Genomic DNA, 16211 nt, shown 5'->3' with positions numbered 1-16211 from the left:
ATTCTTGCACAGAGTGACGGAGCAAGGCGGGAAGATTGAAGCTTTTGACGGTAAAATAATGCTGTTGCTTCCGCCTCATGCATTTACAGGAAATGCGCAACTTCACATTTCAGATTCCGAGAAAATCGTGCTGCCAAGCGGAAACGAGTGGAAGGCCTTCTCGGCCGCCTACACCGTAAAGGAACAAAGCGGTCAACAGCTGAAGCTGCCGATGCACCTATCGCTAACCTACGATCCGAAGCAATTGGCTGGAGTTAATCATCTGAAATTAGGAATATATCGGGAGGATCCACAGCAGCCGGGACAATGGAAGTACGTCGGAGGAAAGGTCAATGCGATGGGCGCGTTGATCGAAACGAATGTCATAGAGCATGGCACTTATGCGGTGCTGCTGTATGATCCTATCTTTATAGATCTGATCAACCACTGGAGCCGTAAAAACGTAGAGGTACTGATTAGCCGCCATATCGTGAACGGAGTAGGCAAACAGCATTTTTTACCTGAACGCACCATTACGAGAGCGGAAATTTCCAAGCTTCTTGTGTAGATTTTTTCAAAGCAAGCAAAGCTGCCTAAGGAAGGCGCGGCACTCTCATTCCAGGACGTAGCTCATGGGATTTGGTACTATGAATACGTCAACGCCGCTTCGAGATGGGGGCTAGTGCAGGGCGCTCAAGGACGATTCCGGCCTAATGACCCGGTTACAAGAGAAGAAATGGCTTTAATGGTGATGAGAGCCCTTAAGCTGCTCGGCAAGGACGATGTAGATGAATCTCAAGAAAGATTGAAGCCTTATAAGGATGAGGATGAAATTTCTATATGGGCTCGAAATGCACTCTCGTCTGCAGTAGAGGCGAAGCTAATCGAAGAGGTGGATAAAGAGCATCTCCATCCGAAAGCAACCGCAACACGCGCTCAAGCGGCGGTTGTCATCTATCGATTGCTTGCTTACGCAGATTGGCTGTAATTGTAATATGAAGTAAAAAATCGCCTTTCACTTGCTTCGCAGGTGGAGGGCGATTTTTACTTTCATTTTTCACCTGCCAGTATGAGTGATCCTGAAAAATAAACGGACTTTATTTGCAAAGGCTGACAATAGTTGATGAGGAGTTAGTGCTTTAAAAGCAGCTCCTCTTTGATTTATTCTGATAATTTGAATAAACTGTTTTGAAGAAGGAATTTCAATGAAGGAGAGACGTGAAATGAAGAGAGCAGCAACGGTAAAATTAGATGATCTAATTTCGGAAATTGAAATTCAAATGGATGAGACCCTTACATATATAAACACCCGGACAGGAGAGGTTATAACATTATCGAGCGAAGAGATGAGAGCGGCAGAAGATGAAGAGCCACTTGAAATATATCCGGATTGGCAAAGAGAGAACATTGAACAAGCCATAAAAATTATAGAGGATGAAGACGAGGTTTACCTCAATTTCACATTAAGAAGCGAGTACCGTGAGTATGAAATAGTAGAAGAATTTATCAAGACATTAGAAAATGCAGAAGTTCGGGAAGAATTGTTTGAAGCTATTCAAGGAAGAGGGGCATTTAGAAGATTTAAAGACGGAATCATTGAACATGGCGTCGAAAAACAATGGTATGCATTCAAAGAACAAAGGATGAGGGAATTAGTTATTGAATGGTGTAAAGAGAACGATCTTGCAATAGAGGAATGAAGGGGCACGATGTGAGAAAATCACAGCTGTGTATTCTTATTTTCACTTTACTGTAGGTGGTCCTGACGGATTGCGGAAAAGGAGATAAAGCACAATTAACGGCTATTGCCGATTTATCAGTCATTTATTCAACACTTTTTGAAGCCGGCTGCTGTCCGCTTCTTCCCTTTTTACCAGCTTTTTAATAGCTTATAACGTTGATAAAAAAGTAAATTAATATTTTAATCTATTAATAATAGTGATAGACTAAGAACAGATTAATAATTGATCCGGAAAAGATGTGTGACTTGGTCGCCCCCTGGCTTGCTGTGGCGCCTAAGCAGAAGTGCTTACATCCTTTCTGCAAATTGTAGGGTATAAGGACGGTAAAAATGAGCAGCAGACAAACGAAAACAGATGTTATCTTAATTGGTGCCGGAATCATGAGTGCTACTTTGGGGTCCCTGCTAAAAGAATTAGTACCGGACTGGGAAATTACAGTGTTTGAGAGGCGCGCAAACGCGGGAGAGGAAAGCTCCAACGAATGGAATAATGCAGGAACGGGGCATTCTTCACTGTGCGAGCTTAACTACACCGTCGAGAAACCGGACGGATCAATAGATATTAGCAAAGCTTTAAAAGTGAATGAAGAGTATCAGGTTTCAAGGCAGTTTTGGTCTTACCTTGTAAACAGCAGTCTGATCCGTAATCCGCGGGACTTTATCATGCCTGTACCTCATATGAGCTTTGTGCAAGGGGAACAGGATGTAACGTTTTTGAAAAAACGTTATGAAGCGCTGTCTAACAATCCCCTGTTTCAGGGAATGGAATTTTCCGATGACCCGGGAAAACTGATGGAATGGATTCCGCTTATGATGAAGGACCGGACAACGAATAAACCGATAGCGGCTACAAGAATCGAATCGGGAACGGATGTCAACTTCGGCGCTTTAACGCGCACAATGTTCGCCCACTTAAAGAAGCAAAACGTCGATATCGTATTCAACCATCATGTTGATGATATTAAACGTACGAGCGACGGCTTGTGGGAATTGAAGGTGCGGAATGTCGATAGCGGTACCGTCGAACGTCACAGTGCGAAATTCGTCTTTATCGGCGGAGGCGGAGGAAGTCTGCATTTGCTGCAAAAATCCGGTATTCCCGAAGGAAAAGGGATTGGAGGATTTCCGGTAAGCGGACTGTTTATGGTGTGTCAGAACCCGGATGTCGTAGCGCAGCATCATGCAAAAGTATACGGCCAAGCTCCGGTCGGCGCTCCTCCGATGTCTGTTCCGCATCTGGACACCAGAGTGATCGACAAGAAAGAATCGTTGTTCTTTGGACCGTTTGCCGGCTTCTCGCCAAAGTTTTTAAAATCCGGTTCCATGTTCGATTTGTTAACTTCCGTCAAACCGCATAATCTCGTAACGATGATGGCGGCAGGCGTTAAAAACGTTTCATTGACGACATACCTGATCAAGCAAGTTATGTTATCGAAAGAACAGCGCATGGAAGAATTACGGGATTTTGTACCGAACGCCAAAAGCGAGGATTGGGATTTACTGGTAGCAGGCCAGCGTGTGCAAATTATTAAAGATACGGCTGCCGGCAAAGGAACGCTTCAATTCGGTACGGAAGTTATTAGTGCCGCTGATGGCTCGATCGCAGCATTGCTCGGCGCTTCTCCGGGTGCTTCTACGGCCGTTTCCGTCATGCTTGAAGTCATGAAGAAGTGCTTCCCGCAGCATATCAAAGCGTGGGAACCGAAAATAAAAGAAATGATTCCTTCTTATGGCGAATCACTATTGGAAAATCCGGAGCTTATCCGCGAAATTCATGCTTCAACAGCGCAGACCCTTGGTCTAAGCGATAACATGCCGTTACAGAAAGCACGTCGAACCGTATCATAAACATTTGCCGATCCGTTACAGCCGTTAAGCTGTCGGGTAACGTTAGGGCAATGACAACAGGCTGCCGATCCTTCGGCAGCCTGTTCGGCTTACTGACAGTGAGAGGGTCACTGTTTCCATTCCAACGCTTCATCGAGATCGACCAGCTGGCGTCCATAATGCCTTCTCGCCCTAAAATTATGAATTTCGTCGCATGCGAGCTCCATCATTTCCTTCACAATCGCTTGCGGCATGCCGGCAGGCGACCAATACAGGATGTGCATGGAATAGGGCTCATCCTGCTCGTCTCTGCGGGTATATCGGATGAGATCCGCTTTTTTGAAACCGTTCCGCTCATAAAATTGAAGCCGCCGCTTGCTGTCGCTGTCCTTAGGCAAAGCCGGTTCGGCTTCGAGAAGAATCATTTTCCCTTGTTCCTTCAACTTATCGAGGATTTTGGTTCCGAAGCCTTTCCCCCGGGTGTTGGAGGTGACCAGCAGATAATCGATAAATATAAAGTCCGGGAAATCGGCGTAAAGCATCACGTAATCATCGGTTTCCTCTTTGTGGTAATAATCGTGTTCTTCGATAAGCTCCTTGAGTTGCTGCGGGTTTTTCATTTCATGCTCAGGGAAGTAGTCGTTTAATTTGCCGTACCATTCCAATGGGGACTCACACCTCTAAACGTATGGGGATGGTACATAAGTTTTCCTGACTGCGCCCGGATTATTCAACCGGCAATGGTTTCGGATGGAGCGCGATTTTCTCCACGAGACCGATCAGCTCGCTGCTGTACGTTTCCAGATCGACCTTTTTGGTGATAGCCGTATTGGTCAGCATATACTCGGCGATAGCGCCTTGAATCAGGGTAGCCGCTACCTCGGCATGGAAGGCTCCGAATTCGCCGTTTTCTTGACCGTCACGCAAAATTTGCAGAAGCGCATTCCGGATGTGGTCTTCTTCGTCATCATCGCCTAATTTATAATACGGAACGTTATCGGGCGTCCTTGCGTTAAAGATTATTTCCAGCAGCGCCGTATTATGCGCGGGATGCGTACCTTGGTAAGCTAAACTAGCTGTGATGAAAGCATTCAGTTTATCGCGGGCCGTACTTTCCATTTGCACACGGTCTAAAATGTAAGAAGTTGAGCGTTCTAAAAGTCTTATCAGCAGATGATTCATCAAATCGCTTTTGTCTGCAAAATGGTATGAAATGAGCGCCGTGCTAATGCCCGCCCGCTTGGCGATCTGCGCAAGACTTGCATGTACGTATCCGATCTCGTCAAGCGTTTGAATTGCCGCCTCGAACATTTGCTCACGCCTTGCTTCCGCGATAAACGATTGTTTTCCTTCTCCTTTTCTGCTGCTTTCCTTCATATGTTCTCCTTAATGACTGTTTTTATTTTTCTCCTTCTTGCTGATGACGCTTAACAATATCAATGACATTACAATAATCGGAATAGCAAAATTTCTTGGCTCTGTGAAGATACGCTCGAAGAAAGGCTGTGCTTTTCCGAGCGCAATATTTTGGATGATCCGAATGACCAGAATAACCAGATTCATCATAAGCATGATAGGAACCAGAGTTAACCCGCCTTTTAAAACAGACATTCCAAAAGGCTTCCCTAGCAGCAATAAGACGGTCGCCGCCAGGCACAGCACTCCGATCAACAGCGTAAACGCAAGCCGGATCCATCCATACCAGGGAACAGCAGGCTCCGCCATATCGAGATATTTGATCCAAGTATACCAAAGTGCGCCGCCGCCTACTACCGCGCTGAATAGAGGAAGCCACTTGATTACCCGCTCCGGCACGTTATTATCGTTGTTCTTGTCATTGATTTCATCGTTATCCGCTCCTTAAAATTGATTGATCGTTTAAATTTTTATTTGATCGTTTAATCAAATTTTAACAGAGGCCAATGCTGCAGTCAATAAGCGATTGGAGAGGGAAGCTTAAAATAACCGAACGGTGGAATGATAAGGGGAAAAAGGAGGGGTAAGGATGAGTGAAGCGCTGCTATCCGAGATCAGGCAATTCACGGCCATGCTCGAGCGGAAGGAGGCTGAGGCGGTATATACGGTCCCTGATGCAGACATCCATGCCGTGAAAAAGGCCAAATCGCTCGAAAAGCTGCTGCACGAAATCTTCATGCAGGTTAGCGGAAGCGGCGGGATTCAGCTCGGCTCCATCATCCGCAGAGAGTTCGGCATACGAGGGGAGCTGATGGACCGTTTCGAGCAGTGGCTGCCCTACAGCAAGGAGCAGTTCGAGGATGAGCTTCATCTTGCGATTGACCGTGCGGATATTCGGGCGGGGAATCAGGGCGTATTCTTTGCCGGTACGCCGAGCAAGAAGGAAGCTGCCGAAGCGCTCCAGCTGCTGAAGGAAATCGCGCATGCCGCGGTCATCTGTCAATTTCAAACGAAGCGCGCAGATCCGGAGCAGTATGTCCGTATTTTGGAGAAGCTGCTGCGATTCTATGCCCTGCCGAATACATATCCTGAAGGAAATGCCGTACAATACCGGAATCTCATCTCAGCCGACCGGCTGCTGGCAATGGCTGGCGGTGACGACCGCATAACGGATGCGTTGAAAGCATATGCCAAAGAGTGGTACCAGCAATCGCCATACTCCTTCCTCGAGAGCATGGAGGGTTATCTTTCCTATGACTTCGTCCGCCACTTCTTGTACGCTCTGACGGATGATCAGCTGGAGCGGCTGCGCGGCGACTATGTCCGTCATATCGAAGAGGAATTCGCGAGGCTAAAGGCTAAGCCGAATTTGCATCGCGCCAGAAATTTACAAACGATGCTGGAAACCGTAATGAGCTGGCCAACTTCCGGCGTATGAGTTTACTTGCAGCGCGAGTTGCAATCGCGTTTGAAAATCCCGATCGCTTAGGGCGGTCGGGATTTTTTGCGTAGCCGGATATGAAAGACAGGAAGGAGCTGCCCTTGGCGATATTCATGGCTAAGGTGCAGCCCCTTTTTTGCATTTTTTTAAACATAAGATGAGGATTCTGAGCTTATCTATTGGTAAAGCTTTTACAATAGGCTATTATGGATGTAAATTCATTTACAGAATCAGGGGGAAGTTATGCATTTATTTAACGAAACATTTATTCAGCTGCTTGTGCTGCTCGGGGTATCGGTATTTGTTATCGCAATCGCCAAGAAGTTAAATCAGCCTTATTCCATCGCTCTGGTGATCGTTGGGCTTCTTCTCGGCATTACGCATATTCCGTTATTGGAAGAAGCGGAGTCGTTCATCACGCAATCGCATGTGTTTCAAGCGGTCATTATTTCGTTGTTCCTGCCTATCTTATTGGGCGACGCAACGTTAAAGCTGCCGTTCTCCCACCTCAGGGAGCAAAGCAAGCCGGTGCTGGCGCTGGCATTCGGAGGCACCTTGCTGTCCTTCCTGATCATTGCCTTCTCGGCCTATTATTTGCTGCATATCCCGCTCATCGTGGCCTTTACCTTCGCTGCGCTAATGAGCGCGACGGACCCGATCAGCGTCATCTCCATCTTCAAATCACTTGGCGTACCCAAGAAGGTCGTAACGATTATTGAAGGAGAATCGTTATTTAACGATGGGATCGCAGTCGTGCTGTTTCAAATATCGTCCGTATACCTTCTTTCCTACATGGAGCTTGGCTGGATGGGGCTTGGCAGCGGCTTATTATTGTTTATGAAATTCGCTGTGGGCGGCATCCTTATCGGGGCGGTCCTCGGATACGTGTTCTCGCAAATTATCCGTTTCTATGATGATTATCCGCTGGAAATTGCTTTTTCCATGCTGTTGTTCTTCGGCAGTTTTTTTATCGCCGAGCATTTCCATGTGTCCGGTGTAATCGCGGTTGTCGTCGGCGGCTTGATATTCGGGAGCTACGGGGCTCGTATCGGCATGTCGGAGACGACGAAGACTAACATCAACTCTTTCTGGGATGTCGTTACTTTAGTAGCAAATTCCCTCATCTTCTTAATGATCGGGCTCGAGATCAAAAACATCGACTTCGAGGGCAAGTGGATTATGATCGCGGCGGCGATCGTCATCGTATTGCTAGGGAGGACGATTGCGCTCTATGCGAGCGTGCATTTCATCAAAGGATTCCCGCGTTCATGGAAAGCGGTGCTGAACTGGGGAGGCTTGAAAGGAAGTCTTTCGATTGCCCTTGCCCTAAGCCTTCCGCCAACCTTCGAAGGAAGGGACGATGTCTTGGTATTAACCTTCAGCGTCGTATTGTTCTCGCTGCTCGTGCAAGGACTGACGATAAAGCCGCTTGTCACGAAGCTTGGCTTAAGTGAGAAGAGCAAAGAAACAGCATAGCCGTTCGAGTGGCGGAAAAAAACCGATCGCCCACGATCGGTTTTTTTTGATGCTTAGGAAATGATACAGCGCTATAAACCTGTGGAAGTTTAATTCTTGGCTGGAAGCGTGAAAGCAAAAGTCACGCCGCCTTTCTCGTTGCACGCGTCGTACCGGCTGCCGTGCAGCTCGAGAATTTGCCTCACAATGGCAAGCCCGATACCGGTACCGCCGCTTTCCCGGTTCCGAGCTTTATCAATGCGGTAGAATTGGCCCCAGATGCGGGGAAGCTCCTCCTTCGGAATAGGCTCTCCTTCATTATGGACGGTGAAACGCCATTCATCGCCGTCGCGGCAAGCCGCCAGCGTGACCGTCCCTCCTTCCGGAACGTGCCGTACGGCGTTCGTTACCAGATTGGTCAGCACTTGATCAACGCGGAACCGGTCCGCAGTGACCCTTATGGATTCTTTGCCTTCAGCAGGCAAAGAAAGGATTACGCGGAAGCGGCTCCCCGCCCCGATCGCTTGCGCGCGTTCGGCCGATTCCTTGAGCAGGTCCGATGCGTCGAACGGCTCCAGGGCAAGCCGATATTGTCCGGCTTCAAGGTGAGATAGATCGAGCATATCGCCGACAATGGCGGACATGCGCCGCGTCTCCTCCAGAATGACCTCCGCGTATTTCTCCCGCTTGGCCCCGGACCCGATGTTGTCCTGCAAGCCCTCCGCATACCCTCCGATCAGGCTGAGCGGCGTTTTGAGCTCATGGGAAACACCGGCTACGAAATCGCGGCGCATGCGCTCCAGCTTTTTTTCCTTCTCGATGTCCTCCCGCAGCTTGTCATTGGCTTCATGAAGCTCAGCCAATGCCAACTGTAAATTATCCGCCAGAAAATCGAAAGTTCGCGCCAGCTCGCCGATCTCATCCTTGCGGCGCCACCTTGTGCGGACGGTGAAATCGAGCGATGCCAGCCTGCCGGCTAGAGCGTTCAAGGATCGGAGGGGCCTGGTCAGAATGCCGGCGTACAGGAAGGCCAGGAGCGGCACCAGCAGGAAAGCGACGCCGAACGCATACCAGGAGAAATCGCGAATGACCTTTGCCGCCCCGATAACCGGCTGCAGCGAGGAGATGGCGAACAGGAAGGTTCCGTTTCCGTTCCCGCTGGACTCTACCCGAGCGACAGCAAGCAATTGCTCGCCCTCATACTCCATCGCCCCGATCCCGCTTGAACGATACACGAGCGTTTTACCCTGATTCATAACCTGTGCAATCGCTTCTCTGTTTCGCCGCAATTCCTGAAGCCCGAGCATAAACTTCGCATCCTGCATATCGGGGCCGGGTTTCAAGTATTCGAAAAATTGTTCAGGATCCAGGTCCGATGTTACAGGGACGCGGGATTCATCGTTCTGCTTCCGGGAAAATCGTTGGACGAGCATGCGGTCGTTATCCATCGTTACCAGCGATATTCTTGCGTAATAATCGTTTTCAAACTGAAAAAAATACGGAGGGATCCCGACTTGAGAGGGGATTTTCATTTTTTCCTGTACGAAACGGTCCCGGATGAGATTCATTTGCGCCGTAATGTCCTTGATTTGCCGGCGCTCGTAGAACGAGGAGAAGCTGCCCGCGAGTACCGATAGCAGTACCCCTAGAAGAAGCATAACGACGAGAAAGGTGACGGCGAACAGCCGAAACGCGACGGAGTGCCTCCAGCGGTTCACGGCGTCACCTTCATCCGATAGCCGTTGCCTCTCATGGTAACGATCCACTCCGCCCGGTTGCCCAGCTTCTGGCGCAGCCTCTTCACATGGGTATCGACCGTCCGGGCAAATCCTTCGTAATCATATCCCCACACGGCGTCCAGCAGCATCTCGCGGCTTAGTACGCGATTGCGGTTACGGATGAAGTGGAGCAGCAAATCGAATTCCTTGGGAGAGAGCACGAGGGGCGCGCCGTGAAGCGACGCTTCCCTGGCCTCGACATTTAGCATCAGACCCTCCACATCCAACCATTCGCCGTCGTTCTCGCTGGACAGCGCCTTCTTTGCCGTCTCGGCCCGCTTGAGCAGCGCTTTTATTTTGGCCGCCAGCACCTTCGGGCTGAACGGCTTGGTCACATAATCGTCGGCCCCCAGGTCGTAACCGAGCAGCTTATCGTCTTCTTCCGACTTGGCCGTTAGGAAAATAATCGGCACGTCCGACTCGGCCCGGATCGCTTCGCACACGTCGTACCCATCGAGGCCCGGCATCAAAATATCGAGAATCACCAGCTGCGGCTCATGCCCCCTGAATATATCCAGGGCCTTGTCGCCGCGGTCGCATTCGCACCAGTCCATGCCGTCCTCTTCCAAATAATCGGCGATCAACTCCCGGATGCGCCGTTCGTCCTCAACAATAAGAACCTTCGGTTTCATGTTGATCCTTCCTTCCCTTCAGCAGATCCCTGTCCGTTTCATTGCCTTAATTGTAAGCGAGCATGTACGGATTTGTCACGACAGGGCTTGTCACACGGTTGTCACACAGAGCGGATAAGATGGGGCCATGATGACGACAGGGCGAGAAGCCATTCGCTCATGAAAGGAGGCAATTATCTGAAACGGCTTGGACAACAATACCGGCGGGACGCACCGTTCGTGCTGCTGTTCCTGGCGCCGAGCCTTGCCGGGTTTCTCCTGTTTTTCATTATCCCGTTCGGGGCGGTTGCTTATTATTCGTTGATCGACAACCCCGTGAACGGAAATCTTGTTGGCCTCGAGAACTATGGAGCCTTGTGGGCAAGCGGCTCATTCCGCAAAGCGTTCATCAACTCCCTGATGTTCGCCGGTGTCAGCGTACCCGTGGTCTTCGCGGCGTCCTTGGGACTGGCTATGCTTCTTAACGGGAAGCTGCCTTTCCGGCAATCGTTCCGCTCCATGTTCCTTCTTCCGCTGGTCGTGCCGGTCGCTTCAGTCATCCTGGTGTGGCAGCTGCTTCTGCAATGGAACGGGGCGGTCAACGGCCTGCTCCAGCAATGGGGAATAGATCCCGTGGACTGGATGAACACGAGATGGGCCTTTGCCGTTATGCTAACCGCTTTCGTATGGAAAAACGCCGGCTACAACCTGATCATCTTTCTTGCGGGCTTATCCAATATTCCGGCGGAACAGTACGAATCAGCATCCATCGACGGTGCGGGAGCGATCCGCCAGTTTCTGCATATTACGTGGCCGGGGCTCGCGCCGACATCTTTTTTCGTGATCGTCATGAGTATCGTCTCGTCGTTCAAGGTGTTTCGCGAAACGTATTTGGTGGCCGGAGCCTATCCGCATGACTCCATCTATACGCTGCAGCACTTTATGAACAACATGTTCCAGTCGCTGGACTATCCGAAATTAACGGCGGCGGCGGTTCTGCTGTCGATCGTGATCGGGGCAACGGTGTACGTCTTGTTCTGGGCGGAAAGACAATCAAGGAGGGCACTTGAGCAATGACTGCCGCTTTACGCCATATCGTAACGAGTTTCAAAGTCATATTCCTTGTCCTGATCGCGGCTGCGATATTGTTTCCCGTCGTGCTGACGGCAAGCAACTCGTTCATGTCCGAGGATGAAATCAGCCGCCATTACGATGCTTTGAACAGCGGCGGTTCCGCTTCTGCCCGCGAACATACAGCCATTCGCCTCATTCCGGAGAGCGTCACGCTATCCCAATTCGGCGAGGTGCTGCTGGCACGGCCGAAATTTCTGCTGCATTTCTGGAATTCAGTCAAGCTGACGCTGCCGATCATCCTCGGGCAGGCGGTCGTCGGCACGTTAGCCGGGTTTGCTTTCGCCAAATTAGCGTTCCCGGGAAGAGACAAACTCTTCTTCGTCTACTTGCTGGCGATGCTAATGCCGTTTCAAGTTACGCTCGTGCCGAATTACCTGATCGCGGATAAGCTTGGTCTGTTGAACAGCTATGGAGCGATCGTGTTTCCCGGTATCTTCGCGTCGTTCGGCGTGTTTCTGCTGCGGCAGTTCATGATGGGTATTCCGGATGCTTACATGGAAGCGGTGAAGATCGACGGCGCTGGTTATTTTCGCGCATTCCTGCATATCGCGCTGCCGCTTGCCAAACCGGGCATTGCCGCTCTCATCTTATTATCTTTCGTGGATAACTGGAATATGGTCGAACAGCCGATCTTGTTTCTGACCGAGCAGATCCGCCAGCCGTTGTCCGTCTATTTGGCGAATATCGCCGAAGGAGCGCGTGGGGTCGCATTCGCCGCATCCGTGCTGTACATGACGCCGATGGTGCTTATTTTTCTCTACGGCGAGGAGCATTTGGTGGAAGGCATTCAAATGTCGGGAATCAAGGGGTGAATAAGCGTAGGCTTCCGAAGCGAGTTTTGTTGCGAAGAATGCCAAGAAGCCTATGCTTCACAAAACTTAGCGTATGCTTCCGAAGCGAGTTTTGTTGCGAAGAATGCCAAGAAGCCTATGCTTCACAAAACTTTAGGAGGTTAAACATTCGAACATGCAACGACGAAAAAAGACGCTGCGCTGGATGATCGGCCTTTTTTTCACCCTGCTTCTCGCGCTTACGTTCCTGTCCAATACGATACAGGGGATGTCCTTGCCCAAAGTATCTGTCGAGAAGCCCGAAACGGGAGGACTTGACTTGGACGTATCGGGCGAGGGCTTCCTGCAATCGGCGCATACAGCGCAGCTTTTTCCGGAAGGGGATTGGAAGGTCGAGAAGATCCACATAAGTAAGAACGACCGGGTGAGCCAAGGCGACCCGCTCATTACATTCGATACTTCTTCAACAAAAAGGACGTTAGAGGATGAAAAGACCCGCTATGAGCAGGAAAGGATTCAGCTGGAAAAAATGGCGGACCAATTGAAAATGCTGCTGCGAAGCGATGATACGACCGGTGTCGACAACCTGAAACGCGATATCGAAATGCAGCAGCTGGATATGCAGATGCAGCAGCGTAAAATCGGCGACCTGCAGAAGCAAATCACCGAAGGCGGCATGTTGACATCACCCGTGTACGGCGTCATCACTTCGCTTAACGCTGCCGAGGGCGCCGCCGCCGGCCGCGGGCAGCCTGTTATCGAAATTGCGGACGACGCTTCCGGCTACCAGTTTTCCATTACGGCGAACAGCGACGACGCTGCGATGCTGCGCATCGGAGACAAAGCTAAGGTGCATCTTGATGAAGAACCGCGGAGGAGCGTAGAGGGAATTATCTCCGAAATCGAGGATGAGCCGGAGGGCGGCAGCAAAAAAATCACATTCGATTTGAAGGATGCCAACCTGCAGCCTGGATTGAAAGCCGCCGTCAGCATCACGAGCCAGAGCAAATCATTCGGGATGCAAATACCGAAATCCGTCCTTGAAGAGGACAATAACGGCTATTACATATACACGGTTTCGGAGAAGGACGGTCCTCTCGGCGCCGCTTATTACGTCAGCAAGACCTACATCACGATCAAAGACGAGAATGGCGATACGGTAGTGACGGACGGGCTGATGCCTAACGAGCAATATGTCAAGGAATCCAGCGAACCGATCAGCGATGGAGACCGCGTTCGTTATTAATAATCAAATCCAACGAAATCTGGAGGAATCGATATGAGAAAAAGGAAAGCTTGGCAATCGGGTGCGCTAATTCTGCTGTGCGCCGCTATGACGGCGTGCTCGGGAGGCAAAGCGAATAACGAAACGAGCGGAACACCGGAATCTTCGAACAGCGCACCTGAAACGACGGACGGCAAGACGGCCGTAACGATGAGCGTCCTGACCAAGGACCGTTTCCTAACGGAAGCGGAACAGAAATTCGAAGCCGCGAACCCGGACATCGACATTCAAATCGAGGAGCTTGTGCCCGCGGACACGAGCGGGGGCGACAAAATGGTGATGCGGAAAGGCGGAGAGGATACGGGCCCTAAGCAGGAAGATGTAGAGAAATACGCGAACAACGTGAATACCGCGATTATGTCAGGCAACGCGACGGACATCATCTCCGTTGAATATCTCCCGGTCGACAAATACGCGGAGAAAGGGCTTCTGTCGGATTGGAACGAAGCGGCCGGAGAAGACGCGGGCTTCAACAAATCCGATTATTATGAGAACGTCTTTGCGGGCGTTTCGAGAGGCGAAGGCTGGTACGGCATCCCAACCTCATTCTCGCTGGATGCCATGCTCGGGGATATAGCCCTTCTCGAGCAGAACGGGCTGGATGATAAAACGTGGACGTGGGACCAATTCGTCGACCTGATCGGCAAAACAAGCGGCGATGGCAAATTCGGCATTTCCATGATGGCGCCCGAAGCGCTGCTTCGCTACCTCACCGAATCGGTATACGGGCAATTGGTGAAGAAGGACGGCGATTCCGCGACGTTCGATGCCGATGCGTTCCAATCCTACATGGAGAAGATCAGGCAAATGTATGACAACGGTCTCGCAACCGCGGATAGGATGGGACCGGCGAATACCAGCTTCAGCTATTCAAGTATGCCTTCTCCCATGGAAGCCGCTATTAAACCGCAGGCAGTCGGCGGGGAACCGCTGGACATGATCCGTCCTCCGGGGACGGGCCAGGACGAAGGTTACCCGTTCAAATCGGGCCAGGTGCTCGGCCTGAACGCCAAATCGGAAGTGAAGGAAGCGGCGTGGTCGTTCGTTAAATATCTGCTTTCCGAGGAGATGCAGTCTTCCAGATCCCTGATGAGCTTCCCGGTGAATAAGACGGCTCTTAGCAACAAACTGATTGAGACAAGGAATATGCTGGAGGGAACCAGCACCGGAGGCGACGGGAAGAAAAACAGCATCATGATAAGAGGGGCGGACGGAGAAACCGTCACGCCGAAGCTGAGCGACGAGGATATCGAGAAAATCAAGAACCTGATGCCGAACATCGGGAAATACAGCAATCAAGACCCGAAAGTGCTGAGCATGATTGCCGAGGAATCGGCGGCTTATTTCTCCGGCAGCAAATCCGCAGACGCGGTAGCGGGTTCCCTCGCCAATCGAATTAATACTTATTTGAACGAATAATTATATAGAGAGACAAAGTCCCTGCAGCGCGCTTGAAGCACGTGCCGCAGGGACTTTTACGTCATACTTGCCACATGGTTAAACCAAGCTGATCGCGAAGAAATTGGAGTGACGCCTTAAGCGGCGTTCTGGAACAAAGCGATCATTGAAGCCGAAGCCGGGCTTAACGGATGGCTCTACAAGTCGTGGATGTTCCTGCTGCGCTATATTGCTCCTTTGTTAATCGTATTCATTTTCTTGTACTCGGTTGGGCTGTTCGAATAGGGTGAGCGAGGTCAGGGGTTGGCGGACAGAATCGTCTCCGCGGTATCGCGGAGCCTCGGCAGGAGCCGGAGAACCTCTTCGCCGCGGCGGATGCGGTCGCTTGCATCGGCGACGCCGAGGTCGGCGAGGATAGCTTCAAAGGCTGGAGCGAATTCGCGCTGCAGCTCTAGAGGAGCGTCTGCGGCGAGAATCTTTTGGCAGCGCGCGAAGGTCGCGACGATCCAGAAGACCGCTTCGCGGTGACGGCCGGTCTCGATGAGCGCGCGGCTTCCATCGATAGCGACCGGCCGCGCTGCTGCCGTGATGTCGGTGCTGAAGAAGAACGGTGTCTTGGCTGCTGCCGCTGCGGCGTCGAAGGTGCGCTCCAGCTCGGCAAGATGGCGCAAGGCGCGCTGGGGAGTCAGATGAACGCAGCCGAGCAGCTCCAGCAGATCCTGATAGAGATCGGCGTGTCCGTATTCGTTAAGCACATCGCGGGCAGCGAGATAGCGGAGCCGAACAGTCGGGTTCCGGAGCGCGGCAACGAGTATCACATGCGTGGTCACTCCGGTCGGGAACACCCATGCCGTCGCTTGGTCGTGCAGCGGTGCGGAGGTATCGGTTGCACGAATCCCGTGTTCGACTCGCAGCAGAGCTTCCTCGTAGCGGCGGCGAACCCATTCCGGCTCAGCGAATCGGAGGGACACCTCTGCTTGCAGCCGGCGCAGATGTTCCGTTGGATCGGCAATGATTGTATCCGCGCGGAAGCTGCCAGCCAAGTGATAAGACGACAGCACCTCCGAAGCCGATGCGAGCCGGTTCCAGGTTAGATAGGTTGCTTCCACCAGGACGCCCCGGTAGATGAACTTCCCGAGCTTGAGCGGAGGCTCGGCCTGATCGAGAACGACCACCACATCGATGTCGGATGCGGCCGGCAGCGCAGCGGCGTCAGGCTGTCCTACCGTCGAGCCGCTGAAATAGGCGCCCCGGAAGCCGGCCTCCCGGCTGGCCTCCTTCTTTACCCACTCGGCTGCGATCGTTCGCGCCGTTCCGATTTTCACGGACGTCATCCCCTTATCTCAGGTCATTTT

16 protein-coding genes are annotated in these 16211 nt (G+C 51.4%); 10 read left to right on the top strand and 6 right to left on the bottom strand.

What is annotated here, in order from left to right; translation table 11 throughout:
• The first annotated feature begins 13 nt into the window (after positions 1-13).
• The 4 genes from H581_RS0127670 (at position 14) to H581_RS0127655 (ending at position 3568) form a co-directional block, all read left to right on the top strand.
• Complete coding sequence (locus H581_RS0127670; RefSeq protein WP_245600185.1) at positions 14-547, top strand: S-layer homology domain-containing protein; 534 nt, start codon at positions 14-16, stop codon at positions 545-547.
• Positions 548-967, top strand: a complete 420-nt coding sequence (locus tag H581_RS0127665; RefSeq protein WP_342663460.1) for an S-layer homology domain-containing protein — start codon at positions 548-550, stop codon at positions 965-967.
• 235 nt (positions 968-1202) lie between these two features.
• Positions 1203-1679, top strand: coding sequence for a UPF0158 family protein (locus H581_RS0127660; RefSeq protein WP_028612841.1), 477 nt, complete (start codon positions 1203-1205; stop codon positions 1677-1679).
• Positions 1680-2050: 371 nt separating this feature from the next.
• Positions 2051-3568 (top strand): malate:quinone oxidoreductase, encoded by a 1518-nt coding sequence (locus tag H581_RS0127655; RefSeq protein WP_028612840.1) that lies wholly within the window; start codon positions 2051-2053, stop codon positions 3566-3568.
• Positions 3569-3675: 107 nt separating this feature from the next.
• On the opposite strand, the gene H581_RS0127650 is transcribed toward H581_RS0127655, so the two are convergent.
• The 3 genes from H581_RS0127650 to H581_RS0127640 all read right to left on the bottom strand — a co-directional run bounded on the left by H581_RS0127650 (position 3676) and on the right by H581_RS0127640 (position 5362).
• Complete coding sequence (locus H581_RS0127650) at positions 3676-4212, bottom strand: GNAT family N-acetyltransferase (RefSeq protein ID WP_028612839.1); 537 nt, start codon at positions 4210-4212, stop codon at positions 3676-3678.
• A 61-nt stretch (positions 4213-4273) separates the two neighbouring features.
• Positions 4274-4924, bottom strand: a complete 651-nt coding sequence (locus tag H581_RS0127645) for a TetR/AcrR family transcriptional regulator (protein WP_028612838.1) — start codon at positions 4922-4924, stop codon at positions 4274-4276.
• A 9-nt stretch (positions 4925-4933) separates the two neighbouring features.
• Positions 4934-5362 carry a hypothetical protein gene (locus H581_RS0127640; RefSeq protein ID WP_028612837.1) on the bottom strand — a complete coding sequence of 143 codons (429 nt, stop codon included), beginning with the start codon at positions 5360-5362 and terminating at the stop codon, positions 4934-4936.
• 190 nt (positions 5363-5552) lie between these two features.
• Here H581_RS0127640 and H581_RS0127635 point away from each other — a divergent pair, with 190 nt between their 5' ends.
• Positions 5553-6401 (top strand): hypothetical protein, encoded by an 849-nt coding sequence (locus tag H581_RS0127635; RefSeq protein WP_028612836.1) that lies wholly within the window; start codon positions 5553-5555, stop codon positions 6399-6401.
• 246 nt (positions 6402-6647) lie between these two features.
• The gene (locus tag H581_RS0127630; protein ID WP_028612835.1) at positions 6648-7880 is read left to right on the top strand and encodes a cation:proton antiporter; all 1233 of its coding nucleotides are present in this window, start codon (positions 6648-6650) and stop codon (positions 7878-7880) included.
• A gap of 89 nt (positions 7881-7969) precedes the next feature.
• On the opposite strand, the gene H581_RS35605 is transcribed toward H581_RS0127630, so the two are convergent.
• Together H581_RS35605 and H581_RS0127620 are read right to left on the bottom strand one after the other, a co-directional pair.
• Entirely contained in the window at positions 7970-9577 is a 1608-nt protein-coding gene (locus tag H581_RS35605; protein ID WP_051251410.1) for a sensor histidine kinase, read from the bottom strand.
• Complete coding sequence (locus H581_RS0127620) at positions 9574-10269, bottom strand: response regulator transcription factor (protein WP_028612834.1); 696 nt, start codon at positions 10267-10269, stop codon at positions 9574-9576. The genes H581_RS35605 and H581_RS0127620 overlap by 4 nt, the downstream gene beginning before the upstream one ends.
• 159 nt (positions 10270-10428) lie before the next feature.
• On the opposite strand from H581_RS0127620, the gene H581_RS0127615 reads away from it, so the two are divergent.
• The 4 genes from H581_RS0127615 (at position 10429) to H581_RS0127600 (ending at position 14877) form a co-directional block, all read left to right on the top strand.
• The gene (locus H581_RS0127615) at positions 10429-11325 is read left to right on the top strand and encodes a carbohydrate ABC transporter permease (RefSeq protein WP_028612833.1); all 897 of its coding nucleotides are present in this window, start codon (positions 10429-10431) and stop codon (positions 11323-11325) included.
• Positions 11322-12194, top strand: a complete 873-nt coding sequence (locus tag H581_RS0127610; RefSeq protein ID WP_051251409.1) for a carbohydrate ABC transporter permease — start codon at positions 11322-11324, stop codon at positions 12192-12194. Before H581_RS0127615 ends, H581_RS0127610 begins: the two co-directional genes overlap by 4 nt.
• A 154-nt stretch (positions 12195-12348) precedes the next feature.
• A complete protein-coding gene (locus H581_RS0127605; protein ID WP_028612831.1) occupies positions 12349-13419 on the top strand; it encodes an efflux RND transporter periplasmic adaptor subunit in 1071 nt (356 codons plus the stop codon).
• 33 nt (positions 13420-13452) lie between these two features.
• Positions 13453-14877, top strand: a complete 1425-nt coding sequence (locus H581_RS0127600) for an ABC transporter substrate-binding protein (RefSeq protein ID WP_028612830.1) — start codon at positions 13453-13455, stop codon at positions 14875-14877.
• 275 nt (positions 14878-15152) lie between these two features.
• Here H581_RS0127600 and H581_RS0127595 read toward each other — a convergent pair whose 3' ends face one another.
• Entirely contained in the window at positions 15153-16190 is a 1038-nt protein-coding gene (locus H581_RS0127595; protein ID WP_342663457.1) for a hypothetical protein, read from the bottom strand.
• Positions 16191-16211 lie beyond the last annotated feature (21 nt).

The sequence above is a fragment of the Paenibacillus harenae DSM 16969 genome, assembly GCF_000422465.1.
Classification (GTDB): domain Bacteria; phylum Bacillota; class Bacilli; order Paenibacillales; family Paenibacillaceae; genus Pristimantibacillus; species Pristimantibacillus harenae.
Note: the sequence above shows the minus strand (reverse complement) of the source record. Positions and strands in the feature narration are given on the sequence as shown.